19 protein-coding genes are annotated in these 23,505 nt (G+C 56.0%); 10 read left to right on the top strand and 9 right to left on the bottom strand.

Annotation, left to right across the window (positions count from 1 at the left end; genetic code table 11):
- The first annotated feature begins 33 nt into the window (after positions 1-33).
- The 3 genes from HBA55_RS16830 to sthA all read left to right on the top strand — a co-directional run bounded on the left by HBA55_RS16830 (position 34) and on the right by sthA (position 2,794).
- Positions 34-1,065 carry an FAD:protein FMN transferase gene (locus HBA55_RS16830; RefSeq protein WP_166993797.1) on the top strand — a complete coding sequence of 344 codons (1,032 nt, stop codon included), beginning with the start codon at positions 34-36 and terminating at the stop codon, positions 1,063-1,065.
- A 15-nt stretch (positions 1,066-1,080) separates the two neighbouring features.
- Positions 1,081-1,326 (top strand): (Na+)-NQR maturation NqrM, encoded by a 246-nt coding sequence (gene nqrM / locus HBA55_RS16825; RefSeq protein WP_166993795.1) that lies wholly within the window; start codon positions 1,081-1,083, stop codon positions 1,324-1,326.
- A 70-nt stretch (positions 1,327-1,396) separates the two neighbouring features.
- A complete protein-coding gene (gene sthA, locus HBA55_RS16820) occupies positions 1,397-2,794 on the top strand; it encodes a Si-specific NAD(P)(+) transhydrogenase (protein WP_166993793.1) in 1,398 nt (465 codons plus the stop codon).
- Here the strand turns inward: sthA and HBA55_RS16815 are convergent.
- Both HBA55_RS16815 and HBA55_RS16810 read right to left on the bottom strand, forming a co-directional pair.
- Entirely contained in the window at positions 2,791-3,105 is a 315-nt protein-coding gene (locus HBA55_RS16815) for a hypothetical protein (RefSeq protein ID WP_240946132.1), read from the bottom strand. The genes sthA and HBA55_RS16815 overlap by 4 nt on opposite strands.
- Complete coding sequence (locus HBA55_RS16810) at positions 3,102-3,692, bottom strand: PilZ domain-containing protein (RefSeq protein WP_166993791.1); 591 nt, start codon at positions 3,690-3,692, stop codon at positions 3,102-3,104. Before HBA55_RS16810 ends, HBA55_RS16815 begins: the two co-directional genes overlap by 4 nt.
- A 171-nt stretch (positions 3,693-3,863) precedes the next feature.
- Between HBA55_RS16810 and HBA55_RS16805 the strand changes: the two genes are divergently transcribed.
- Genes HBA55_RS16805 through HBA55_RS16795 form a run of 3 tightly spaced genes read left to right on the top strand, consistent with a single transcriptional unit; the run spans position 3,864 to position 7,152 of the window.
- Positions 3,864-5,135, top strand: a complete 1,272-nt coding sequence (locus tag HBA55_RS16805; RefSeq protein WP_338109420.1) for a lipoprotein-releasing ABC transporter permease subunit — start codon at positions 3,864-3,866, stop codon at positions 5,133-5,135.
- A gap of 48 nt (positions 5,136-5,183) precedes the next feature.
- Positions 5,184-5,900 (top strand): ABC transporter ATP-binding protein, encoded by a 717-nt coding sequence (locus tag HBA55_RS16800; protein WP_420821505.1) that lies wholly within the window; start codon positions 5,184-5,186, stop codon positions 5,898-5,900.
- 4 nt (positions 5,901-5,904) lie between these two features.
- Positions 5,905-7,152 (top strand): lipoprotein-releasing ABC transporter permease subunit, encoded by a 1,248-nt coding sequence (locus HBA55_RS16795; RefSeq protein WP_166993789.1) that lies wholly within the window; start codon positions 5,905-5,907, stop codon positions 7,150-7,152.
- A gap of 10 nt (positions 7,153-7,162) precedes the next feature.
- Here HBA55_RS16795 and HBA55_RS16790 read toward each other — a convergent pair whose 3' ends face one another.
- The 7 genes from HBA55_RS16790 to HBA55_RS16760 form a co-directional block, all read right to left on the bottom strand.
- Positions 7,163-7,702: a DUF2062 domain-containing protein gene (locus HBA55_RS16790; RefSeq protein ID WP_166993787.1), complete on the bottom strand. Its 540-nt coding sequence runs from the start codon at positions 7,700-7,702 to the stop codon at positions 7,163-7,165.
- A 573-nt stretch (positions 7,703-8,275) separates the two neighbouring features.
- Positions 8,276-9,235, bottom strand: a complete 960-nt coding sequence (gene meaB / locus HBA55_RS16785; protein ID WP_206019835.1) for a methylmalonyl Co-A mutase-associated GTPase MeaB — start codon at positions 9,233-9,235, stop codon at positions 8,276-8,278.
- A 385-nt stretch (positions 9,236-9,620) separates the two neighbouring features.
- Positions 9,621-11,762 (bottom strand): methylmalonyl-CoA mutase, encoded by a 2,142-nt coding sequence (gene scpA, locus HBA55_RS16780; protein ID WP_166993783.1) that lies wholly within the window; start codon positions 11,760-11,762, stop codon positions 9,621-9,623.
- A 146-nt stretch (positions 11,763-11,908) separates the two neighbouring features.
- Complete coding sequence (gene mce, locus HBA55_RS16775) at positions 11,909-12,319, bottom strand: methylmalonyl-CoA epimerase (protein ID WP_166993781.1); 411 nt, start codon at positions 12,317-12,319, stop codon at positions 11,909-11,911.
- Between the two features lie 15 nt (positions 12,320-12,334).
- Positions 12,335-15,217 carry a biotin/lipoyl-containing protein gene (locus HBA55_RS16770; protein WP_166993779.1) on the bottom strand — a complete coding sequence of 961 codons (2,883 nt, stop codon included), beginning with the start codon at positions 15,215-15,217 and terminating at the stop codon, positions 12,335-12,337.
- A gap of 48 nt (positions 15,218-15,265) precedes the next feature.
- Entirely contained in the window at positions 15,266-16,945 is a 1,680-nt protein-coding gene (locus HBA55_RS16765) for an acyl-CoA carboxylase subunit beta (RefSeq protein WP_166993777.1), read from the bottom strand.
- A 376-nt stretch (positions 16,946-17,321) separates the two neighbouring features.
- Entirely contained in the window at positions 17,322-18,344 is a 1,023-nt protein-coding gene (locus HBA55_RS16760) for an AraC family transcriptional regulator (protein WP_166993775.1), read from the bottom strand.
- Positions 18,345-18,660: 316 nt separating this feature from the next.
- Between HBA55_RS16760 and HBA55_RS16755 the strand changes: the two genes are divergently transcribed.
- The 4 genes from HBA55_RS16755 to HBA55_RS16740 all read left to right on the top strand — a co-directional run bounded on the left by HBA55_RS16755 (position 18,661) and on the right by HBA55_RS16740 (position 23,502).
- Positions 18,661-19,827 carry a methyl-accepting chemotaxis protein gene (locus HBA55_RS16755; protein ID WP_166993773.1) on the top strand — a complete coding sequence of 389 codons (1,167 nt, stop codon included), beginning with the start codon at positions 18,661-18,663 and terminating at the stop codon, positions 19,825-19,827.
- A gap of 21 nt (positions 19,828-19,848) precedes the next feature.
- Complete coding sequence (locus tag HBA55_RS16750; RefSeq protein ID WP_166993771.1) at positions 19,849-20,304, top strand: flavodoxin family protein; 456 nt, start codon at positions 19,849-19,851, stop codon at positions 20,302-20,304.
- 55 nt (positions 20,305-20,359) lie between these two features.
- Positions 20,360-22,792 (top strand): DNA internalization-related competence protein ComEC/Rec2, encoded by a 2,433-nt coding sequence (locus HBA55_RS16745; RefSeq protein WP_166993769.1) that lies wholly within the window; start codon positions 20,360-20,362, stop codon positions 22,790-22,792.
- A 77-nt stretch (positions 22,793-22,869) separates the two neighbouring features.
- Complete coding sequence (locus HBA55_RS16740) at positions 22,870-23,502, top strand: MotA/TolQ/ExbB proton channel family protein (RefSeq protein WP_166993767.1); 633 nt, start codon at positions 22,870-22,872, stop codon at positions 23,500-23,502.
- Positions 23,503-23,505: the final 3 nt, after the last annotated feature.

Genomic DNA, 23,505 nt, shown 5'->3' with positions numbered 1-23,505 from the left:
AAGGAACGGGGAATTTTGAAGGACAATTTCCTCATGACGAGGTCAGCAATGCTGGCCTCGTTTTGGTTTTGCCTCTGGGCTTTTGCACTGAGTGCGTGCAGTCCGCGTCCGGAATTGGTGCAGACGCGCCTGTCCGGGGCAACCATGGGTACCAGCTACAATATTTCGATTGTTGCGGAGCGGGCACCTAAAGATGTGGAAGCTCTGCAGCGGGACATTGATGCGTTGCTGCAGGATATCAATCAGGCAATGTCCACCTATATTCCTGATTCGGAGCTCAATCGTCTCAATGGGGTAGAGACAGGACAATGGCAGGCGGTGTCCGCGCCACTGATGGAGGTGCTGGCGATCAGTGAGTCGGTCAGCCAACTGTCCAAAGGGGCCTTTGATGTGACCCTGAGGCCGTTGATTGATCTGTGGGGATTTGGGCCCGATCCGGCAAAGGATAGAGTGCCCAGCGACGGGGAAATCGCAGCGGCCTCTGTCAATGTGGGTTACCAAAACCTGGAGTTGAATCAGGGTCGTGTCCGTCGGCACAAGCCGATCAACGTCGACCTGAGCGCAGTGGCCAAGGGTTATGGCGTCGACAGGGTGGCACAATTGCTGGAAGCAGGGGGCTACCATAACTATCTGGTGGAAATTGGCGGCGAAATCCGCCTGAAGGGCGTCAGTCGAAGGGGAACCCCCTGGCGTATCGCGGTGGAGACACCCTCGGCTGGGCTTACCCAAACCGTTCAGAGGGCGATCGAACTCAGCGATATGGCCATGGCCACCTCTGGCGACTATCGAAATTATTTTGAACGGAACGGGGTTCGCTACAGTCATACCATTGATCCCCGAACCGGCAGACCGATTACCCATCATCTGGCTTCGGTGACGGTGCTGGACAAATCGGCGGCCCGGGCGGATGCCCTGGCGACTGCGTTCAGTGTGTTGGGACTGGAACAGGCTCTACCATTGGCTAATGGCGAGGGCATTCCGGCCTTATTTATAATCAGGCAGGGGGCGACCTTTGAAGAGGTGGCCTCTGATACATTTAAACCCTATTTGGCCAATGGTCCGTAGGGCCAGGAGGTAACTATGCAGATGTTCTTTGTAACTCTCGCGGTCTTGTTGTTGTTTGTCATCGCCATGTCAGTTGGTGTGCTGATGGGACGTAAACCACTAAAAGGTTCCTGTGGCGGTGTCGGTGCGGCGCTCAAGGAAGAGGACTATGTGTGTGATCTGTGCGGGGGAGATCCCAACAAGTGTGAAGAAGAACAAGAAAAGCAGCAGCAAAAGCAGCAGGCTCCGGCAGAGCTTGCCTACGATGCCTCTGGCAAATAAATAAAGACAATAGTGCGGTGGATAGCTGTTCGCCGCAGTACACAACCTGGAGTGAGGAGTTTAGCGGGAGATGGCGGAGTACACCTACGATTTACTGGTGATAGGTTCGGGACCGGCGGGTGAGGGAGCGGCGATGTCCGCGGCCAAGGCCGGTATGAAGGTGGGCATGGTAGAACGCGCCGATATGCTCGGCGGCAACTGTGCTCACAAAGGTACGATTCCCTCCAAGTCGCTGCGTCATGCTGTCAAGCAGCTGATCCGTTATAACACTCACAACCTGTTCCGGGTCATCGGCGAACCAAGGCTGCTGACCTTTCCTGAAGTGCTTAAGGCGGCCAGCAAAGTTATTCCCATGCAGGTTGATCGCATTACGACGGCGGCGGCCCGCAACCGCGTTCAGACTCACGTGGGCGAGGCTTCGTTCGTTGATGACAAGAAAGTCGAAGTGGTTGTAGAAGATGGTGCCAAAGAAATCATCAACGCCAAAAATATCCTGATCTCTACTGGCTCACGTCCGTACCGTCCGCAAAACGTCAACTTTAACCATCCGCGTATTTACGACAGCGACACCATTCTCAGTATGCAGCATACGCCTAGAACCATGATTATTTACGGTGCTGGCGTGATTGGTTGCGAATACGCTTCCATCTTCTCCAACCTTGGTATCAAGGTGGATCTGATCAACAGCCGCGAACAGCTGCTGTCTTTTCTCGACGATGAAATCTCCGATGCCCTCAGCTACCACTTGCGTGATGGCGGTGTGACGGTACGTCACTGCGAGGAATATGAAGCGGTGGAAGCGGATGCCCACAGTGTGACCATGCATCTGCAGTCAGGTAAACGCCTGCGCGCCGATGCACTGTTGTGGTGTAACGGACGTACCGGTAATACAGACACCCTTAATCTCGAAGCCATCGGTCTTGAGGCAAATCATCGCGGCCAGTTGTCTGTGAATGAACGTTATCAGACCGATATTGACGGCATTTACGCCGCCGGTGATGTTATTGGCTGGCCCAGTCTGGCAAGCGCTTCCTTTGACCAGGGGCGTGCCTGTGCCCGCGGTATAGCGGGGCTGACGGTACGGTTTGTGTCTGACGCGCCTACCGGCATTTATACACTGCCGGAGATCAGCTCGATTGGTAAAACCGAGCGGGAATTGACGGACGCTAAAGTCCCTTACGAAGTGGGCTGTGCGTTCTTCAAAAACACTGCCAGGGCGCAGATTTCAGGCGAAGATGTGGGCATGTTGAAGCTGCTGTTTCGCATCGACAATCTTGAAATTCTGGGTATTCACTGCTTTGGTGCGGAAGCGTCCGAGATTATCCACATTGGCCAGGCGATTATGAGTCAGCCGGGTGAGGGCAACAGTATCAAGTTCTTTGTGAAGAACACCTTTAACTACCCGACGATGGCAGAAGCCTATCGCATTGCTGCCCTGGACGGTTTGAACCGCGTCAATCGCTTCTAAGGATTCTTCGTTTCACCGACATCGCGCCGCACATGTTTGATAACGCTGTGGATGACGATGTCGGATTCGAAGTAGACCACAAAACGCTCATACTCCCAGCGGGAGATGGGTGGCTCTCCACGAGGTTCCCGCTGCTCGACGGGTTCACCAAAAGCCGCCCGGACTTCAGCCATAGACATACCCAGAGCGGGTTTTTCGATTGTCTGTTGAGATCCCTGCTGGCCGATGGGAATCCGGATGGTTTCCGCGACGACACCTGCCCCAAACACCAGGGACAGCAGCGCCGCCAGTGTCAATTTGACCGGGTTCATTGGTGATCGTCCTCCGATGTTTCCCGATGTTTGCGGCGTTTCGCCATTTGCGCCTGTAAAATCTGTTTGGCCAGGATTTCCTGCTTGGCCGATGTCAGTTGCACAAACTTGCAGGCCACCTTATAGCCTCCCTGTTCATTACTGTCGCAGCGTATGACGGTGGCGAAGCTGGCAACGGCGGTATAGTCCGGTAAAAACATCATACGCAGGGCAACACTGGACCCCTTATACAGCGCTTTTCCGCAGTTAAATGCCAGGCCACCTTCGCTCAGATTGACGTGGGTAGGGCGCACATCCTTGTTCAGATAGTCGCCCGCCAGCGATTGCTGAGCCAACAAGTCCATCTTTTTGTTCAGCAGACTCAGGTAGTCGGCCACGCCGCGATTGAATTCGGCGATTCCGCTGAGTAGAGGGGCCGCTTCCTTGTCGAGGCGACGAAACTGGTTGAACAGATCCAGTGCCTGTTGGTCCAGGGGGAATTCTTCTTCCACATTGCCCTGTTCCAGGGTCTGGGTACTGACACTGTGGAAATCCAGCGCGATTTCGCTATTGATACGGAAAAAGCTGCGGCGTTCGGAGTCGGTCATAAGCTGTGGGTCTGGTGGTTGGCCATTACCATGAGTGTACCACCACCGGCGCCGGGTGTCTGCGAAGTCACCGCTGTGACTTTGGCGCGATTCGCCTGTTGAATCAAGCAGTTGGGGCATTTGATTAATAGTTTGGTTCAACCCTTGTGGTCCGTCGGGGCATTGGGTTTAATGACGGCTATGAATTTGCCGCTGCCCCTGTTTATTGGCGCCCGATACACCCGATCCAAGCGCCGCAATCAGTTTATTTCCTTCGTCAGTGGGTTTTCCCTGCTGGGAATGACGCTGGGTACCCTGGCGTTGATTGTTGTGATGTCCGTAATGAATGGCTTTGATCGAGAGATCAAGCAGCGATTGTTGCAGGTTATTCCCCATATCGAGGTCATTGGCGAGGACGGTATCGGGGATTGGGCGAAATTACGGCAACAGGTGGAGTCTCAAAACGGTATTCTGGCGGCAGCGCCCTACGTCGATGGCGACGCCATGGTAAGTTATGAAAGAGGTATGCAAGGTGTTCAGCTGCGAGGTGTCCTTCCGCAAGACTTGCCTCGAATCTCTTCGCTTTCAGAACATATGGTGCTCGGCGATACCAGCAGCCTCGCTCAAGGCGAATACAACATTATTATTGGTCGATTGTTAGCGCGTTATCTGGGGGTGATGCCCGGTGACAAGGTGACCCTGACTTTGCCGCAGTTGAGCGTGACCCCGGCGGGTATTTACCCTCGCATCAAACGTTTTACGGTCAGTGGTGTGTTCGAGGTGGGTGCGCAGGTGGATCAGCAGCTTGTCATCCTGCATCTTGCCGACGCTCAAAAACTGCTGCGAACGGGCAAGCGGGTGAGTGGAGTCGAGCTGCGCACCCGCGACATGTACGAAGCGGGAGAGTTGGCCAAGCACCTTGAGGGTCAGTTATCACAACTTGCATCGGCCAACAGCAGCCCGTTGACCGTTCGTGACTGGAGCAAGACCCAGGGCAGTCTGTTTTCGGCGGTCAAGATGGAAAAAACGGTCGTGTCGGTGTTGCTGATGATCATAATTGCGGTAGCGGCGTTTAATATTATTTCCAGTTTGGTACTGATGGTTGCGGACAAACGCTTTGATATTGCGGTGCTCAGAACATTGGGGCTGAGCCGGGGACAGGTGATGGCGACCTTTGTTGTTCAGGGAGCCATTACCGGTTGGTTGGGCGTACTGATGGGCTGTGTGTTGGGTGCCATTATCGCCGTTAACGTCGGAGCTATTGTCTCGTTTTGGGAACAGCTCACAGGACTGCAGGTGTTTGATCCCCAGGTGTATTTTATCAGTCATATGCCTTCGCAATTGATGCTGGGCGACGTTTTGGTAGTTGCAGTTGTGGGGGCCAGTCTGAGTCTGTTGTCGACACTTTACCCCGCCTACCGGGCCTCGACGGTGGAGCCCGCCGAAGCCTTGCGCTACGAATAATCCAAATCAGATTTTGCTATAGGAAAGAATTTGAGCCAGGACAGCCGGATACCAGAGGCCACTGCAGTCACTCTAGTCAGAACCGAAACATCTCTGCGTTGCAGCGGACTGCAAAAAAGTTATGCGGAAGGCCCCGCCAGAGTGGAGGTGCTGACCGGCGTCGATCTGGAACTGGTACGCGGTGAGCGCCTGGCGATTATCGGGGCGTCCGGTTCCGGCAAATCCACGCTGCTGAATCTGATGGGCGGGCTCGATACGCCGGATGCCGGCGCAGTGGAACTGTTGGGCAAACCATTTTCCGCATGTAATGACAATGTGCGCGGTCGTCTGAGAAATCAGCATCTGGGTTTTGTGTATCAATTTCATCACCTTTTAGGGGAATTCAGCGCACTGGAAAATGTGGCCATGCCTCAATTGATCGCGGGCGTGACAAAGTCCGGGGCGCTGGCTGCCGCCGCGGATTTGCTGCAACAGGTCGGGCTCGGCCAGCGTCTTCAACACAAACCTGCGGAGTTGTCGGGCGGTGAACGCCAGAGGGTTGCCATTGCTCGCGCACTGGTTAATCAGCCGGCGTGTGTGTTGATGGATGAACCTACGGGAAATCTCGATCGCCAGACGGCCAACAGCATCGAGGCGCTGTTGCATCAGTTGAGCAACGAGTGTGCGACCAGCTTTGTGATTGTTACCCATGACGAACGCCTGGCGCAATCGATGGATAGGGTGCTGGAACTGCGCGACGGTTCTTTGCATCCAAGGGTTAGCTAAGTCGATGTTGCCGGGTTACTTCAGTCGTTTTGTCGGCCTGCGTTACGCGGGAGCCCGGCGTCGAACCCAGTTGGTCTCTTTTATTTCCGGGCTGTCCATTGCCGGGCTGACGCTGGGCGTGGGTTTGTTACTGACGGTGTTGTCGGTGATGAATGGATTCGAACGGGAGCTGCGGGACCGAATTCTGGGCATTTTGCCCCATGGCGCAATCTATCACCGGCACGGTATTGAAGATTGGCAAAAGTTGCGCAGCGATGTGGTTGATGCCAATCCGAATATTCTTGAAGCGGCCCCTTTTGTGGAACTGCAGGTGATGTTGAGTGTTGGTCGCCGGGTTGAGCCCGCCGGGCTCTATGGCATCGATGTGGAGCAGGAAGCCCGCGTGTCCGTGGTACAGGACTTTATTGAGCCAGAGGTACTGCAGCAATTGCAAAGTGGCTCCGGTGCCAGTGGCATCATTCTGGGGCAGGGGCTTGCTCGCAGTCTGAGAGTGAAGGAAGGCGGCAAGATTACAGTGCTGGTGCCTTCCAGCAGTGACAGCCGTGCCTTGCCCAAGGTCAAACCGCTGACGCTGATGGGTATTATTCGTTCGGGGACGGAGTTGGACCATTCTCTGGCGTTGGTGCGTTTGGATGCTGCCAGTGACCTGTCTGAAAATCCCGGTGCCGTTTCCGGTTTGCGAATTAAAGCCAGCAGCCTGTTTGATGCGCCCGAGATCATTTATAGACAAGTACGCAGTATGGCTTATGGCTATTACGGTACTGATTGGACCCGCACTCACGGCAATTTGTATCACGCGGTACAGATGTCGAAGAATCTGGTGGGGTTGTTGTTGTTTTTGATTGTCGCCATTGCAGCATTTAATGTGGTGTCCACACTGGTGATGGTGGTGGTGGACAAGCAGACGGATATTGCGATTCTGAAGACCCTGGGTGCCAGCCGCCGCGAGGTGATGGGGGTGTTTATGGTCCAGGGTGCGGTAATCGGGGCGACGGGTACGTTGTTGGGCGGATTGCTGGGGTTGTTGGGTTCTGCCTATGTGCAACCGCTGGTGGCATTTCTGGAGGGGATAATCGGATTTCGATTTCTCGACTCGGAGGTGTATCCGGTCAGTTATTTACCGTCTGAGATTCAGTTGGCTGATTTTGTGCTGGTGTCGATGGTGTCGCTGCTAATGAGTCTGCTAGCGACACTGTATCCGGCTTGGCGTGCCAGTCGGGTAGAACCGGCGGAAGCGTTGAGGTTTGAGTAGAGTTGGTTCCCTAGATATCCTCGGAAGATTCTTGCGCCTGGCGACGGGCTTTACGTTTTTCCCAGTTCCTTACCACGTGCCAGCGCCAGAACAGTTGCATGCTGATGTAGCCCAGGCATCCCACTACCAGGCCTGCCAATAGTGATCCCACAACCAGTGGCTGCCAGAGTTTGGTGAATTCGGTGCTAAACCATTCCCAGGACAGTTCCATTGTGAATTCGAGGGCGGGACTGTCGAGTATCCAGCGGCCGAATTCGTAGGTGGCGTAGAAGATGGCCGGCATGGTCAGGGGGTTGGAGATCCAGACCAGGGCGACGGCAATGGGCATGTTAACGCGGAACATCAGGGCCACGAGGGCAGCGATGGGCATTTGGCCCAGGGTTGGCATAAGAGCGACAAACAGACCGACGAAGAAGGCGCCGGAGACGGAGTGGCGGTTCAGGTGGAACAGGTTGGGGTCATGCAGTAGATGACTCATGAAATTCAAGGTGGGGTGTTCCTTGATTTCGTGGGGGTTGGGTAACCAGCGCTTGAGTATCTTTCGTGCCATTCGAAGGGGTCACAGGCCAGACTGCAGGGCGCAACATTATGCCCTGAATGAAGGGGTAACTCTAGCGTATTGTTTGTTACAGGAAGTTGTTGATTGGGATATGGTTTTCCGATCAGGTGGGGCTCACTTGTATGACGGTGTTGTGCCTCAAGTGGCGGCTGGTGTCTTGCTTTGTGGAGCGGTTGGGTGGCGGTAATGGCCCGTAGTCATGTGCCTCAAGTGGTGGCTGGGGGCTGGTTTCCGGAGCGGTCGTGCGGCCCTCCGGGCTTCCCTCAGTCCCAAAAAAGCCCGGCAGAAAACGCCGGTCTTTTTTGCTCTTTCGGCTCCCTCTTTAATGCTCCGGAAACCAGCCCCCAGCCGCCTTTCACACCGCGGTTCGTCTGGTTTTGTGCCTCATTAATAGGTGGGCTTGGTGGTGGGCGGATATTCTGAAAAGACGGGCCAGATTGAAATGTCACTTGTCTTAGCCAGTCGTGCCGGATTCGTAGAAGGGCGGATTAGTCGCGCAGCGGCGTAATCCGCCGTTTTGGGGGTGGAAATTACAGGTGGTGGGTCCTTTTAAATCTCCAATTTTTAGAGAAGGTCAACGATCTGCTTGGCGGCGTTATAGGGTGTTGTGGTGTTGTCTTCCACGGCCTTTTGCAGTCCTGGCATTTTGGATTGAACCTGGGGGTTCTGGTTCAGGCGCATTTCCAGCATTTCGTGGATCAGCTTATTGAGCCATTCGGAATTTTGCAGGGCCCGTTTTTCGAAGAAGGCGTCGTTTTCCAAGGCGGCTTTCTGGTAGTCGCAGATCATTTCCCAGATGTCGCCAATGCGCTCTTTCTGCAGCGCGGAGCAGGTTTCCACCCTCGGGTTCCAGAAGGAGCCGTGTTTGATCAGGTGGAAGGCGTTCTGGTAGTGGGACTTGGTGCGCTGGGCCAGGTTAATACTTTCACCATCGGCCTTGTTGATGACCAGGGCGTCGGCCAGTTCCATAATGCCGCGCTTGATGCCCTGAAGCTCGTCGCCGGCGTTGGGGATCATCAGCACCAGGAAGAAGTCGACCATGGCGGCGACTTCGTATTCGGACTGGCCCACACCTACGGTTTCCACCAGGATAACGTCGTAGCCGGCGGCTTCGCACAACAGCATGGTTTCGCGGGTTTTTTGGGCCACACCGCCGAGGGCGCCTTCGGAGGGGGAGGGGCGGATAAAGGCGTTGTCTTCCCGCGACAGTTCTTCCATGCGGGTTTTGTCACCGAGGATGCTGCCGCCGCGCAGGGGGGAGCTGGGGTCGACGGCGAGGACGGCGACTTTTTTGCCCTGGTCGATCAGGTGTTTGCCAAAGGCTTCGATAAAGGTGGACTTGCCCACGCCGGGAATGCCGCTGATACCGATGCGAATGCTTTTACCGGTGTCGGGCAGGATGTCTTCCAGCACCTGCTGGGATTCGCTGCGGTGTTTGTCCAGCTTGCTTTCCACCAGTGTGATGGCTTTGGCCAGGGCGCGGCGGTTGCCCTGGCGAAGTAATTCCAGATTGATGCTGGGCATAATGTTCCCTAAAAATTTATTCCTTCGTGACCGTGTTTTGTTCAATATTGAGCATATCAAGGGGTAGACCCCTTGATCAGCAATCAAGTTGTCTCCAAAGTCCTGATTCCATCCAAGTGTTTTCAAGGAGTCTGACCCTTTGATATACATTCTTGTGGCACAGAACTAGGCGACCTACCGGCGGGTCTGCATTTTCGCGACTAGCGCCAGGGATGGCGCGGGACCGGGCCATGGATGGCCCATTCGGAGCGTAAAATGCAGACCCGCCGGTAGGTCGCCGGCCAGGTTACTACTGAACCTGATCGAAACTATAACAGCTAAAAAAATGCCCCCATTAAGGGGGCAAACTATAGTACAGCAATCGTTGTGTTCAAAAGACTCAGTGTTATGCGTGAGCCTTGCGAACCTCATCCAATACCTGGCGAGCCGATACAGGGATCTTGGTACCGGGACCAAAGATGCCTTTAACACCGGACTCATACAGGTAGTCGTAGTCCTGCTTCGGAATCACACCGCCGGCAACCACGATAATATCGTCGGCACCCTGCTTGCTCAGTTCGGCAATCAACTCAGGTACCAGGGTCTTGTGTCCGGCCGCCTGGGAAGATACACCGACCACGTGCACATCGTTTTCGATGGCCTGCTTGGCAACTTCTTCCGGGGTGGAGAACATGGGCGACAGGTCGATGTCGAAGCCGACGTCGGCAAAGGCGGTGGCGATGACCTTGGCACCGCGATCGTGTCCGTCCTGGCCCATTTTGCACACCAGCATACGGGGGCGACGGCCTTCCTCGGATTCAAAGGCTTCGATGTCGGATTTGATCGCCTGCCAGTCGCTGTCGTCCTCGTAAGGCGCACCGTAGACACCGGAGATGGTGCGGGCCTGGGCGTTGTAGCGGCCGAACTTGGCTTCCAGGGCATCGGAAATTTCACCAACGGTGGCACGCAGGCGGGCGGCTTTCACGGACAGGTCCAGCAGGTTGCCTTCGCCGGTTTCGGCAGCGGCGGTGAGGTCGGCCAGGGCCTGGTTGACCATTTCGTTGTTGCGCTCGGCGCGGATGTCGTTGATGCGCTTGATCTGGGATTCGCGCACGGCGACGTTGTCCACCTCGAGGATGTCGAGATCTTCCTCTTCCTCGAGGGTGTACTTGTTCACACCTACGATCACGTCTTCGCCACGGTCGATGCGAGCCTGTTTCTTGGCGGCGGACTCTTCAATGCGCAGTTTCGGAATACCAGCTTCGATGGCCTTCGCCATGCCGCCGTTTTCCTCGATCTCTTCGATCAGCTCCCAGGCGCGGTCGGCGATCTGCTGGGTCAGGGACTCCATCATGTAGGAGCCGCCCCAGGGATCGGCTACCTGGGTAATGCCGGTTTCTTCCTGAATGATGATCTGGGTGTTACGGGCGATACGAGCCGAGAATTCGGTCGGCAGGGCCACCGCTTCGTCCAGAGCATTAGTGTGCAGGGACTGGGTGCCGCCAAATACGGCAGCCATGGCCTCAATGGTGGTGCGCACCACGTTGTTGTAGGGGTCCTGCTCGGTCAGGGACCATCCGGAGGTCTGGGAGTGGGTACGCAGCATGGAAGACTTGGGGTTCTTGGGCTCGAATTCCGCCATGATGCGGTTCCAGAGCAGGCGACCGGCGCGCATCTTGGCGATTTCCATGTAGAAATTCATGGAAATGCCCCAGAAGAACGACAGGCGCGGTGCGAAGGCGTCCACATCCAGGCCGGCGGCCAGGGCGGTACGCACGTATTCGCGACCGTCGGACAGGGTGTAGGCCAGCTCCAGTGCGGCATCGGCACCGGCTTCCTGGATGTGGTAGCCGGAGATGGAAATGGTGTTGAACTTCGGCATGTTGTCCGAAGCGTAGGCGATGATGTCGCCAATGATCTTCATGGATGGCGCGGGCGGGTAGATGTAGGTGTTGCGCACCATGAATTCTTTCAGAATGTCGTTCTGAATGGTGCCCGCGAGTTTGTCCTGGCTCACACCCTGTTCTTCGGCCGCGACGATGTAGTTAGCCAGAATCGGCAGTACGGCGCCGTTCATGGTCATGGAGACGGAGACTTTGTCCAGCGGGATGCCGTCGAACAGGATTTTCATGTCCTCAACAGAGTCAATGGCCACACCGGCCTTGCCGACGTCACCAGATACCCGGGGGTGATCGGAGTCATAACCGCGGTGGGTGGCCAGGTCGAAGGCCACCGACACGCCCTGGGCACCGGCGGCCAGGTTCTTGCGGTAGAAAGCGTTGGATTCTTCGGCCGTGGAGAAACCGGCGTACTGGCGAATGGTCCAGGGACGACCGGCGTACATGGTGGCCATGGGGCCGCGCACGTAGGGAGCCATGCCCGGGAAGGTGTCGGCGTGCTCCAGGCCTTCGAGGTCGGCGCTGGTGTACAGGGGCTTGATGTCGATGCCTTCGGGGGTGTTCCAGGTCAACTCGTCGGGAGTCAGGCCCTTGGTCTGCTTGGTGGCCAGGGCTTCCCAATCGGCGATTGTCGGTTTCTTGTCAGACATAAAGCGTGTTCTCGTCTTTGTGCATCTGTTGGTGATAGCCCGTTATGACACCACAATTCCCAGGGTTTAAGGAATTGAGAGTCTTGCCGTTGTGATGGACTATCTTGCTGTCTATAGGTTTTCCTTTGCCCCGCAGGGCGGGGCGATCAGTGATCGCCCATGGGCTGATTAAGCTCAATCAGCACGCCGTCGCAGCTTTTGGGATGAATAAAGATCACCTTGCTGTTGTGGGCGCCCAGGCTGGGTTCGTCCGACAGGAAGCGGTAACCCTTTTCCTTCAGACGGGCCACATCAGCCTCAATGTCATCGCTGCGGAAGCACAGGTGGTGCAGACCGCCGCCTTTCTTTTCCAGGTAACCGGCGATCGGGCCTTCGCCATTGAGCGGATGGACCAGCTCGATGCTGGTCTCCGGCAACGGGAAGAAGGCGGTACTGGTTTTGGCGGCTTCAACGTCTTCCTGGCCTTTGTAAGGCAGGCCAAAGTCTTCCATAAATCGCTTGATCGCCTTTTCCAGATCGGGGACGGCGATGGCGATGTGGTCCAGTGCAACAATCATGTTGTGTCTCCAGGCTCAGGCTTCTGCCAGCTCGGGGGTGTTGGTGGTGCCGGCGCTCAGGGAGGCCAGGAATTCATTGGTGCTGGCCTGGCGACGGGCCTTGATCTCTTCGGGGGTTTCCTCCACCACTTTTTCATCCGGTGTGATCTTGAACAGCGGTTGGCCCTTCTTGATGATGGTGCCGTCTGTTTCGATCAGGATCTCGTCGATGGTGCCGGAGAAGGGGGCGTTAACCTTGTTGAACATCTTCATGACTTCGATGATGTAGAGCGGCTGACCGGCGTCGAAGTGAGTGCCGACCTCAACAAACGGAGGCATGCCCGGAGCTTCGCAGGAGTAGAACATGCCACCGGTGGGCGCCAGGATCTCATCGGACTTGGCCACCGGAGGCGGCACCAGAACCTTGGCCATGGCCTTCTGCAGCTCTTCGTCGGTGAGGTTGTCCGGGATATGGATGCTCAGGTCTTCATTCACCTTCAGGTCGAAGAAGTTGGTGGCACCGGCAATGTAGGGCAGCAGGCTCAGGATCTCGGTGCCCGCCTGGTAACCGGCGTGTGCGGCCTGGGCGGCGGCCCACTGCTCGGCATCGATGCCGGCCGGCGCAGCGCCCGCCAGAGCGGCTTCGACAGCGGCATAGTCACTGGTACCCAGCTTGGCTTCGAGGGCGTCGTAGAAGGCCACGGCCTGGGACAGGATCTCGTTGTCGTGATCCCAGATCATGTTGGCCGCCGGTTTGCTCTCGCAGTAATCCATGTTGAGGAAGTGGTAGGTCTCGGCCAATACACGAACCAGGTTGGCGTTCCAGCTGACCTTGCCGCCTTCGACAGAGAAATTGGCCTGGTTGATGGACAGCCAGCCCGCCAGTACGTGCGGCTCGGCCAGCAGCATTTCCAGCGGTCGGGTCAGCAGGATCTGTTTGCGCTCCAGAACTTCCTTCAGTGCCAGCTTGGCCTCTTTGTCTGCTGCCGCGTTAATGGCGTTCTGGCAAACCTGCTTGTAGGCATAGGCCAGGTCCAGGCTGTTGGCGGACTGCTTGAGCAGACCCACAGCGGTCAGGTAAGGCACAATAAAACGGGTGGTGGGACGGGCGTTGATGTTGTTGCCCAGGAACCAGTTCACCAGCCCGTAGTGGAATTCCAGGTTGGTGGCCAGGTCCTTGCCGCGCAGTTCGGTGACACGCAGAACCTCGGCCATGGCCTCGTAGGTGGTGGTGCGGTCCTGACCAATGGTCAGCAGCAGGGCGATATTGGAATCGTAGGCGCCGGCCAGGTGGTACTTCATGAACACGTCGGTGTCCGGGTTGTGCATGCTGATGCCCTGGTCGTCGCGGATCTCGCCTTCGATGGCGTCGGACCAGTTATCGATCACACCGCCGGCGTGGGGCTGCAGAGCCTGGTTGGTGGCGTTCATGCGAGCTTCTACGGAGGCGTTGCTGCGCAGGATGCGCTCAGGCTTGGGCAGGCGCGGGCCGTGGGCGGCCAGCAGTAACATGGTTTCAACCAGGGACTCCACGATAAAGGAATCGTTGGGGTTCTCCGGGTTGGTGAATTTGAGCTTGTAGCACAGCTCAGTGACACGGTGCTCCACCTGGATACGGGTGTTCATCTCCATAAAGTAGTGGGATTCACCGTCAACGATACACTCGAAGGTGCCGACAGAGTCGAGTTTAACGGCTTCACCGAAGACGGCGCCTTCGTGCTCCATGCGCTCCAGGATCACCAGGTCTTTCTTCAGCTGCTCGGCTTCGGCGCCCTTACCGGCTTGTTCGGCAACCTCGATGGCTTCCTTCAGTTCTTCCTGGGTGACGGACACTTCCAGCAGCTTCTGCTCGTGCATCTGCAGGGAGCAGTCACGACCGCCCATGGTCATGCACCACTCGCCATTACCCACCACCTGGATTTCCTGGTGGCGGGTGGTGTCGATGTTCATTTCGATCAGAACGTTCTTGTTGTCACCGACACCGTTGGTCTTGAGCTCGATCAGGCACTCCAGTACCAGCGAGGGAACATTTTCAGCGGCCTTTTCGACACGCTCTTCCAGGGTATCGCCCTCGTAGGAGTTGGCGGACTGCAGGATACGCTGACCCTTGCCGCCGCCGCCGGCGATGGCCTTGAGGCGGAAGCGGTTGTTGGGCTTCTCGGCCAGCATGCGCTTGGCTTCGACCTGCAGGGCGGCGCCGATGTCGGCGGCGTCGATGATGTCTATGGCGGCAGCGTAGGAGGCAGCCAGCAGCGCCAGGGCTTTTTCTTCATCGTCCTTGCAGGCGGCGAAGTTGACGTCAAGATCATTGTCCTGGGCACATTTTTCCAGGCCGTCTTTGCCGTACTTGGCAAACAGCGCCAGGCTGGTGGCGTTGTTGACGCCCGGGGTGACGGAGACACCGGTTTCCAGCGCGGTGCGCTTGGCCTGGTCTTTCATGCCGGCGGCGCCCTGGGTAAAGGAGCAGGGGCCGATAAAGTTGAGGCCGGCCTGTTCCATGGCCTGCACCATCTCGGCGTCTTCTGACATAAAGCCATAGCCGGCAAAGATGGAGTTATAGCCATTGGTCAGGGCGATGTTAACGATCTGTTTGATACGCTGGGCACGCTCTTCCTTGTCGGCACCGGTGTAGTCGGGCACGCGGTGAACGCGGGAGGGATCGGTCAACTTGCGCAGTTCGGGGGCCAGGGCATTCTGGTAGGTGATGGAGTCCTTCTCGGACAACAGAATGCCGTAGGTGTTAACGCCCATCTCGTCAAACACGTCCATGGCTTCCTTGCGGATGGGGCCACGGCAGATGATCAGGGGGCGCATGTGAGTGCAGTCAAAGCTCTTGACCCATTCGCTGGTGGCATTGCCCAGGCGACGATCGGCGTGGATCAGTGGGTTGTGCAGGTAATAATCGTTGCTGTTAGACACGGCTTCAGTCTCTTGTTAATTCGGTTCGCGTTACTGTGTGGAATTCAATTAATGAAACTCACGCTGGGGGCCGGCAAACGGCTCTGGCGTGTAGTGTTTCAAGTGGAATTCCATGTTTTTGCACAGTACTTCGCGCAAGTCTGAAGGCATCACGATCTGGGAAATGGATCCCAGGCTCAGCGCCTCATTGGGGTTCATCAATTCTTCTTCGTAGCGATCTTTGAGCTTGGCCTCTTCGCCCGCCTGCCAGGCGGCTACGTCGGCTTGGCTTTCTCCGGCCGTCAATTTTTGCTTAACGGTGGCACGGATTTCCTGCAGTTCACGCTTGTACACAAACTCAACGCCGGCCGGACCCATGACCGCAGCACGGGTCGAGGGCAGGGCGCAGACAAAGTCGGCACCGGTGGGGTAGTTGTTGTAGGAGGCATAGGCACCGCCGTAGGCGTTACGCACGATCACCAGGAAGCGGGGGGTGCGCAGATCGATAATCGCATCAAGCATGGCGCGACCGGCCTGGACGATACCGCCGCTTTCCTGATCCTTGCCGGGACGGAAGCCGGTGGTGTCTTCCATAAAGATCACCGGGATGTTGTAGAGGTTACAGAAGCGGATAAAGCGCGCGTTCTTGAGGGCAGCGTCGATGTCGATCTGGCCGGAGCCCACGGCAGAGTTGTTGGCGACAAAGCCGACCACGTTGCCGCCCATACGGCCCAGGGCGGTAACGGTGTTACGGGCGCGGTCCGGCTGGATCTCCAGGAAGTCACCGTGGTCGCACAGCTGCTGGATCATGATGGAAATATCCAGCGGGGTGTTAAAGCCACTGGGGGAGTTAAAGGCTTTCTTCAGCAGAATATCGATGTCCCAGGTCTTGCGATCCACCGGATCGGAGGTCTCCTGGAACGGTGCCAGGGTGGCATTGTTGTCCGGGATGTAGTTCAGCAGTTCCTTCACCTTGCGCAGCGCAGAGACTTCGTCAGGGACGACAAAATCGGTGACGCCACTCTGGCTGTGTACGCCGGGGCCGCCCAACTCGTCGGCGGTGACGTCTTCACCCAGCACGGATTTGACCACACCTGGGCCAGTGAGGCCGAAGAAGGTTTCATTGGGCTGAATCAGGAAGCTGCCCTGGCGCGGCAGGTAGGAACCACCGCCGGCGTTAAAGCCAAACATACACATGATGGAAGGCACTACGCCGCTGATCTTGCGCAGGGCGGTAAAGGCTTCGGCGTAGCCGTCGAGGCCACCCACACCGGCGGGTACAAAGGCGCCAGCGGAGTCGTTCATGCCTACCAGAGGAATGCGGCGCTTGCCGGCCAGTTCGAACAGGCGGGCGAGTTTTTTGCCGTTGGTGGCGTCCATGGAGCCGGCGCGAACGGTGAAGTCGTGGCCGTAGACGGCGACATCGCGACCGTTGATCTTGACGATGGCGGTGACGATGGAGGCGCCGTCGAGGTTTTTACCCCAGTTCTGGAACAGTACCGTAGGGTCTTCATCGGTCAGCACGGACAGGCGTTCCCAGATGGTCATGCGCTTTTTGGCGTGCTGGCGCTCAATGTTGCGCACGCCAGCGGCTTTGCGTGGGCGCTGGATCAGCTCATAGCCTTTTTTAAGGTTTTCTTCGTAGAGACCGGGGGAGTAGGAGGCCTGGCCGGGTACGCTGAATTCAACTTCTTTGGCGTCGTCAAACGGGTTGACCAGTGACGCTTGCGGCTTGTTTGCTTTGCTCATGCTAGTGAAGTTCCAACTGGGTTTTGTAGTAGTGTGTTCTTGTCTTGCTGTTCTGTTTTAGTACCTTTGGGTTCCTCCGAAGGAACCAATCAAGATGATGAAATGATAATGACTAATGTCTATTGTGTGAATAGTTTAAAAAATGTGCAATATTCGTTGATTGTGATTTAAGTTATTGAAATATATGAAATTAATATATTTACAAAGGTTTGTTTTTTGACAAAAAAATATATATAAACGTGACAAATCCGCTCACGACGTGTCCTCTAAAGTGATTTTCTGTGGCGGATTAAGTCTATTTCTGGATGGTTGGTGTTGGCGTCTACGGCTCAAGCATAGTGCAGAAATGGATGTTTGGTGCGGCAAGTTGGTGCGTTTACCGCACTAAACTACTGCGAGCCTGTCGCTGTGCTCGAAATGCTCGTGGGGTAACCCCTTGCCATTGCTTGAACGCCCGAGTAAACGCCCGCGGCTCACTGAAATTCAGTAAACGAGCGACTTCAGAGATACTAAGACTGCGATTGGCCAATAACTTGGCCGCCAGATCACTGCGCAGGTTGTCTTTGATCTGCTGGTAACTGGTGCCCTCTGCCCCCAATCGTCGCCGCAGTGTCTGCTCGCTGATATCCAGGCGACGGGCGATTTCCTGTGAGTTAGGCAACTCCAGAACGGTGTTGGGTTTGGGGTCCAGCATCTGGTTGATACGGGCGCTGAGGCTGGTGTCCTCACCGGGAATCGTCAGCAGGTCGATCGGCGCCCGATGCAGGAAGATCTGCAACTCGCGCTGGCTTTTCACCAAGGGTTCATGCAGGTACTTGCGATGAAAGACGAAGCGGTTGTATTTGGCTTTCAAATGAGTAGGGCAGCGGTAGAGAACCTGGAATTCCTCGGCGTCGAGCGGCACATAGTTGATGTATGCACCCAGCAACTTAATGGGCTTACCGATATACCAACTGGCGAACCTGTGCCAGATAACATGCCAGTATTCGATATAAAAGTGCTCGAAATCCAACTCAGGGCGGCGTAATTCCGTGGTGAAGTATACATGATCGCCTTCGTACTCCAGTGTCACATGCAGCTCATCGGTGATCTGGTTATAAAAGCGAATCCCCTTTTGAAGCAGCTCCTCAAGCGTTTCCGCACTGGAAACCCATTCAGCCATTAGATCAAAAGTGCCAACCTTCAAAGGCCTTTCGGTGAACCCCATAAACTCGTCATTCAGCGCCTTGGCGATACCGTCGTAAAGTTTGGCCACCAAATCCACGTGGATACGGGCCTTGGGATCGCGAAGCGGTTTTTCGGGAATGCGCGCCTGCCTTAACAGGGCTTTAGGGTCCAGCCCCCGAGCTATGGCGCCGCCCAGGGCGGTTTTGATGTAGTGGGTACCAATAGTGGCCATATCTGCCTGCACGTGTTGTTCGGTGGCAGCTTAGCAAATTCGGATGCGGTCAAAAACCGTGGGACTGCTGCGCCATGAATCACGCCCCAAATTGGTGCCAGGGAAGCCAGCGGACTTCGCTTTTGTCGAATCTGTAGGTAAAGTATCGCCACTGCGAGTTTTATAGTGAAAGTAACCCTTTAAAAAGTAAGGATTATTGTCGCGCTATTCCACGTGTCGGGTTATTTGTTGAACAGCGTGGTCTAGAGTTAAATCTATGGATTGATGTTTTGGCTGTTGTCCCGGGCCAAATAAAATTGGAAGAGTGGTATTTATTATGGATGATCAAGCGACACAACCTTCGTTGTTTTCGCTCAGTTCTCTACTGCAATTGTTGCTGATAGTGACGGCAGCTGTCTGTGTCTGGATAGAGCTCACTTGGCTGCTTCTGTTGATGTTATTCGGATTGGCGGCAACAGTGGTTTGGCGGCAATGGTCGGAGGGTACAGCAGCTGCGACTTCAATTGAGGTGGCCCCGCAAGACGACGATTCCTATCTCCGCGATGTTTTTAACGTCACTTATCTGCAAATCAGCGAAGCGCTCGACGATGTGGGTCACGTCAAGGATGTGGTGGGTAACGCCAGCCGCAGTTTGAATAACAGCCTGCACGGTCTCCGCGATGCGTCTAAAAATCAGCAGGATATTTTGGCGGGACTGGTGCAGGAATTGGTGCAGTTGGCCCACCAGGGGCCGGGCTCAGAGGAGTTGGAACAGTACTCGGATGTCTCTGAAAGGGTCGTGTCCAGTCTGTTGCAGTCGCTGCACGACATCCATCACGCCAGTGTTGAGGCCAGCAACCGTTTTAACACCATGCTGGAAGTGATCGACGTCATCGAAGAGTTGTTGTCAGATATTGTGACCATAAACTCACAGACCAATCTGCTGGCACTCAATGCCGCTATTGAAGCGGCCAGAGCAGGCGAGGCCGGACGTGGTTTTGCGGTGGTGGCCGATGAGGTGCGAAATCTGTCCCGCCGTACAGAGGAGTTCAGCGGCCAGATTCGCGATAAGGTCGAGGATCTGGGGGATGCCATTCAGTCTGTCAAAACGCATATGACCACGGTGACTAATTTTGATATTGATACCCAGGCAGCCGCGCAACAACAAATTGCGGATATGTGGAAGGACGTAGAGTATCTGGCCAACGACGCTCAGTCCCGCTCCACCAGGGTATCTTCGGTGGCAGAGAACATTGACCAATTGGTGGGTGACAGTATTGTGCAGCTGCAGTTCGAGGATATTACCGCACAGCAGTTGCAGCAGTTGAATCGGCGACTGGGCACCATGAAAAACCTGATGCAGCAGGCCCTGAAGCTGACTGATGGCAAACCTGAAGAGATGGAATCCGTGGTGCAATTAATCCATGAACTGGAAGATTTTAAGCATATCCGCGTGCACCGGGATCAGGAGTCGATGAAATCCGGAGCAGTGGATCTTTTCTAGCGCCAGGGCGACAATGGCGCCATGAAGCATCTTTTGATTGTTTACCACACCCAGTCCGGCAACACCGGTCAACTGGCGGCAGCGGTATATGCGGGGGCACAGGAAGAAACTGAGGTGGAGACCCGCCTGCTGAAAGCCTCGCAGGCCGGGCTGGAGGATCTGCTCTGGTGTGACGCTGTGTTATTCGGCACGCCGGAAAACTTCGGTTATATGAGCGGTATGCTCAAGGATTTTTTTGATCGAACCTATTATCCCGCAGAACCCTACGAGCTCAATCGCCCTTACGGCCTGTTTATCTCTGCGGGTAATGACGGGGAGGGTGCTGTCAGGGAATGTGACCGCATCCTCACGGGCTATCCCATGAAAAAGGTGCTTGAACCGGTGATCGCGCGAGGTGAGATTACCGAGGGGCATCGACAACTCGCCAGGGAAATGGGGCAAACGCTGGCCTGTGGCCTGGCGTTTGGCATATTCTAATAAATCACCCTGTCAGGAATTCCTGCCCGGTACTTTGCCTTCAAGGATGACGGCTATGTCAGTGCTGATCGCGATGGTGGTGGGTTTTGCCCTCGCTGCCCAGTTACCTGTTTTACCACCACTCGGACATCTGGGGCTGGGTTGGTTAGCCCTGGTTTTACTCCTGTTTCTGCTTCGGCTTCTATTCCAAAAAATGATAACCCGGCAGCCACTGGTTTTTCGATCGGCGGTCATTTTCATTGCTGTTGCCGTAGCTTTTTCGTCCGCGGTTGTCTGGGGTCACTGGCAGTGGCAGCACCAATTGCCGTCCGAACTTGAGGGCAGGTTGCTGCTGGTAGAGGGGAAGGTCAGTGGGCTTCCCGCCGACCTGGGAGAGTTACAGCGGTTTGAGCTTGTTCCGAACCGGGCCCGGCTCGATGGCGTGCATGTGAAGCTCAAGGGCCGATTGCGCTTGAGTTGGTATGGACTCGAGCGAGTCGCCAGTGGGGAGCGCTGGCAGCTGGCGGTGAGGCTTAAGCGCCCCCACGGTTTCTGGAACCCGGGTGGTTTTGATTATGAACTCTGGCTGTTCAGCCGTCGCTTGAGCGCAACGGGATATGTCGCCAATTCGACCGACAATATTCGCTTGAAACCTGCTTCTGTTTCAATATCGGGCCTGCGTGAACACCTGCGCGAGCGTCTTCAAGCGCTGTCTTTGGCACCCCGCAGTCTCGGTGTTTTGACGGCGCTGATGGTCGGTGATAAGAGCCTGATGGACTCGGTTACCCGGGATCAGGTTCGGCAAATGGGCTTGAGTCATCTGCTGGCGATTTCCGGATTGCATATCGGCCTGGCAGCCGGTTTAGGGCTCTTGCTGGGAAGAGCGTGCGGCCGTTTTTTGGTGTTGTTGAATTCGGGGGTTTTGTTCAGTCCCAGGGTGGCGGTTCAGGCGGCATGGATGGCGGCGCTTTTTTACGCGCTGTTGGCAGGCCTGTCGCTGCCGACTCAAAGGGCTCTGATCATGCTCGCTGTCTGGAGCCTTTGGTATCTTATCGGTCGTCGCTACAGTCCCTGGCTTTCCTGGTGGCTGTCTATGGTGCTGGTACTTTTCTGGCAACCCCTGGCGCTGAGAGATGCGGGATTTTGGTTTTCCTTTGCCGCTGTGGCGGCTTTGTTGACCGTTGGTAGAAGTGAACGGACTCACATAGTGGTTGCGGATAGTGATCTGGCCCGGAACCATGAGGAGAGAACCGGCAAGAGAATCTGGTTCAGTATCAGAGAAGTGCCCGCTGCTGTCGCTCGACTGTTGTTGCTGCAGATAGTGGTGTTTGCCGTGCTCTCAGTGGTACAGATTTCCTGGGGTATCGGATTGAATCCCGTGTCACCGCTCGCCAATCTGCTGGCAATTCCCTATGTCAGTTTTGCCGTAGTGCCGCCGCTGTTGGTGGGGGCGCTCGCAGATCTGCTGGGTGTTCCTCTGGCAGAGCCACTCTGGCGACTGTCGGCCTGGTTACTGGATGGATTCTGGTGGGGGTTGGAAGCCTTGTCGCAACTGGACACCTGGATACCCAATCAATGGTTGCCCGAATGGTCAGTATCACCGCTGTTCAGTGTGCTCGCGCTCGTCGGAATTGGGATGGCCATATTACCAGTCGCGGTACCGACTCGACTGTTGGCGGCATTGGCCCTATTGCCGGTGTTGTTTCCCCTGGGCTCCGGCAACAGGGACACTCAACTTTGGGTGCTGGATGTGGGGCAGGGACTGGCAGTAGTGGTGCAAAGTCAGGGACAAACCCTTCTCTATGATACCGGCCCGAGCTTCAAAGGCGGTTTTAACGCCGCCCAGTCTGTCATCCTGCCGTTTCTGCGCGATCAGGGTGTAAGCAGCTTGACGCTGGGGGTCGTCAGCCACGCTGACACGGATCACAGCGGTGGCGTGTCCGCCATTGAAGAGGCCATGCTTGTTAAGGAATGGTGGTTAGGCCAACCATTGCCGCAGGTTCAGCGCGGTGAAAACTGCGACACTCAAACACACTTCCGATTGGGGGAAGTCCGGCTTTGGCGGCTGCCCAGGCAGAGCAAGAGGGAGGCTTCATCCAACGACTATTCCTGCGTGATACTCATGGAAGTCAGAGGAACGCGCATTCTGCTGCCCGGTGACATCGAGTCCGGTCGCGAGTACCAATTGTTGCGGCACCCGCTCTTGCAAGAGCCGGTTCAGGTGATTGTGGCTCCTCATCACGGCAGTCTGACGTCTTCAACCAGGACTTTTGTCAAACAGCTGCAACCCGGGCAAGTCGTTGTCAGCGCGGGTTACCGCAATCGATACCGCCATCCGCACCCCAAAGTGGTGCAACGTTACCGCGAGGCCGGGGCGGTAGTGTTTGAAACCGCTGAAATGGGAGCCCTGAGATTTCACTGGAGCGACCGGGACGTCGATTCCGGGCCACAGATCACAGCCTTTCGTGAAACCGACCGGCATTATTGGCATTGGCAGCGGCGGCTTTAAATGGGGCTTGAGTGTGGTAAAGTCCTCCCAGCCGTCGCGGGTCGCGGTGAACAAATAAAAGAGATGTCGGAGGGGATGTGCTCGAAATAGTTACGGCGGGTGGTTGGCTGATGCTGCCCATCATCTTGTGTTCGATTGCGGTGATTGCCATTAGCATCGAACGCTACTGGACCCTGGATCCAAACAAGATCGCACCCAAGCAATTATTGGCACAGGTGTGGGGTTGGATTCGCAATAATCAGCTTGATGCAGCGAAACTCAAAGAGCTCAAGCAGTCTTCGGAACTGGGCAAGATCCTGGCTGCGGGGCTCAGCAACAGCCGTCATGGCCGCGAGGTCATGAAGGACAGTATCGAAGAGACCGCGAATCAGGTGGTGCATGACCTGGAGCGTTATCTTGGTGCTCTGGGAACCATTGCGGCCATCGCACCTTTGTTGGGGCTGTTGGGCACGGTGTTGGGCATGATCAAGGTGTTTACGGCCATTATGGTGGAAGGCACCGGTAACGCCGGTGTTCTCGCCGGTGGTATTTCGGAAGCGCTGGTGACGACAGCGGCGGGACTGTGCGTGGCGATTCCGGCCATGATCGTTCACCGCTTTTTTGCCCGCAAGGTGGATGGCCTGGTGGTCACCATGGAGCAAGAAGCGGTCAAGCTGGTCGATGCACTCCACAGCGAGCGTCGGGTCGACGTCAAGAATTCTCAAGGATAACGC

The sequence above is a fragment of the Pseudomaricurvus alkylphenolicus genome (assembly GCF_011683955.1).
Classification (GTDB): domain Bacteria; phylum Pseudomonadota; class Gammaproteobacteria; order Pseudomonadales; family Cellvibrionaceae; genus Pseudomaricurvus; species Pseudomaricurvus alkylphenolicus.
Note: the sequence above shows the minus strand (reverse complement) of the source record. Positions and strands in the feature narration are given on the sequence as shown.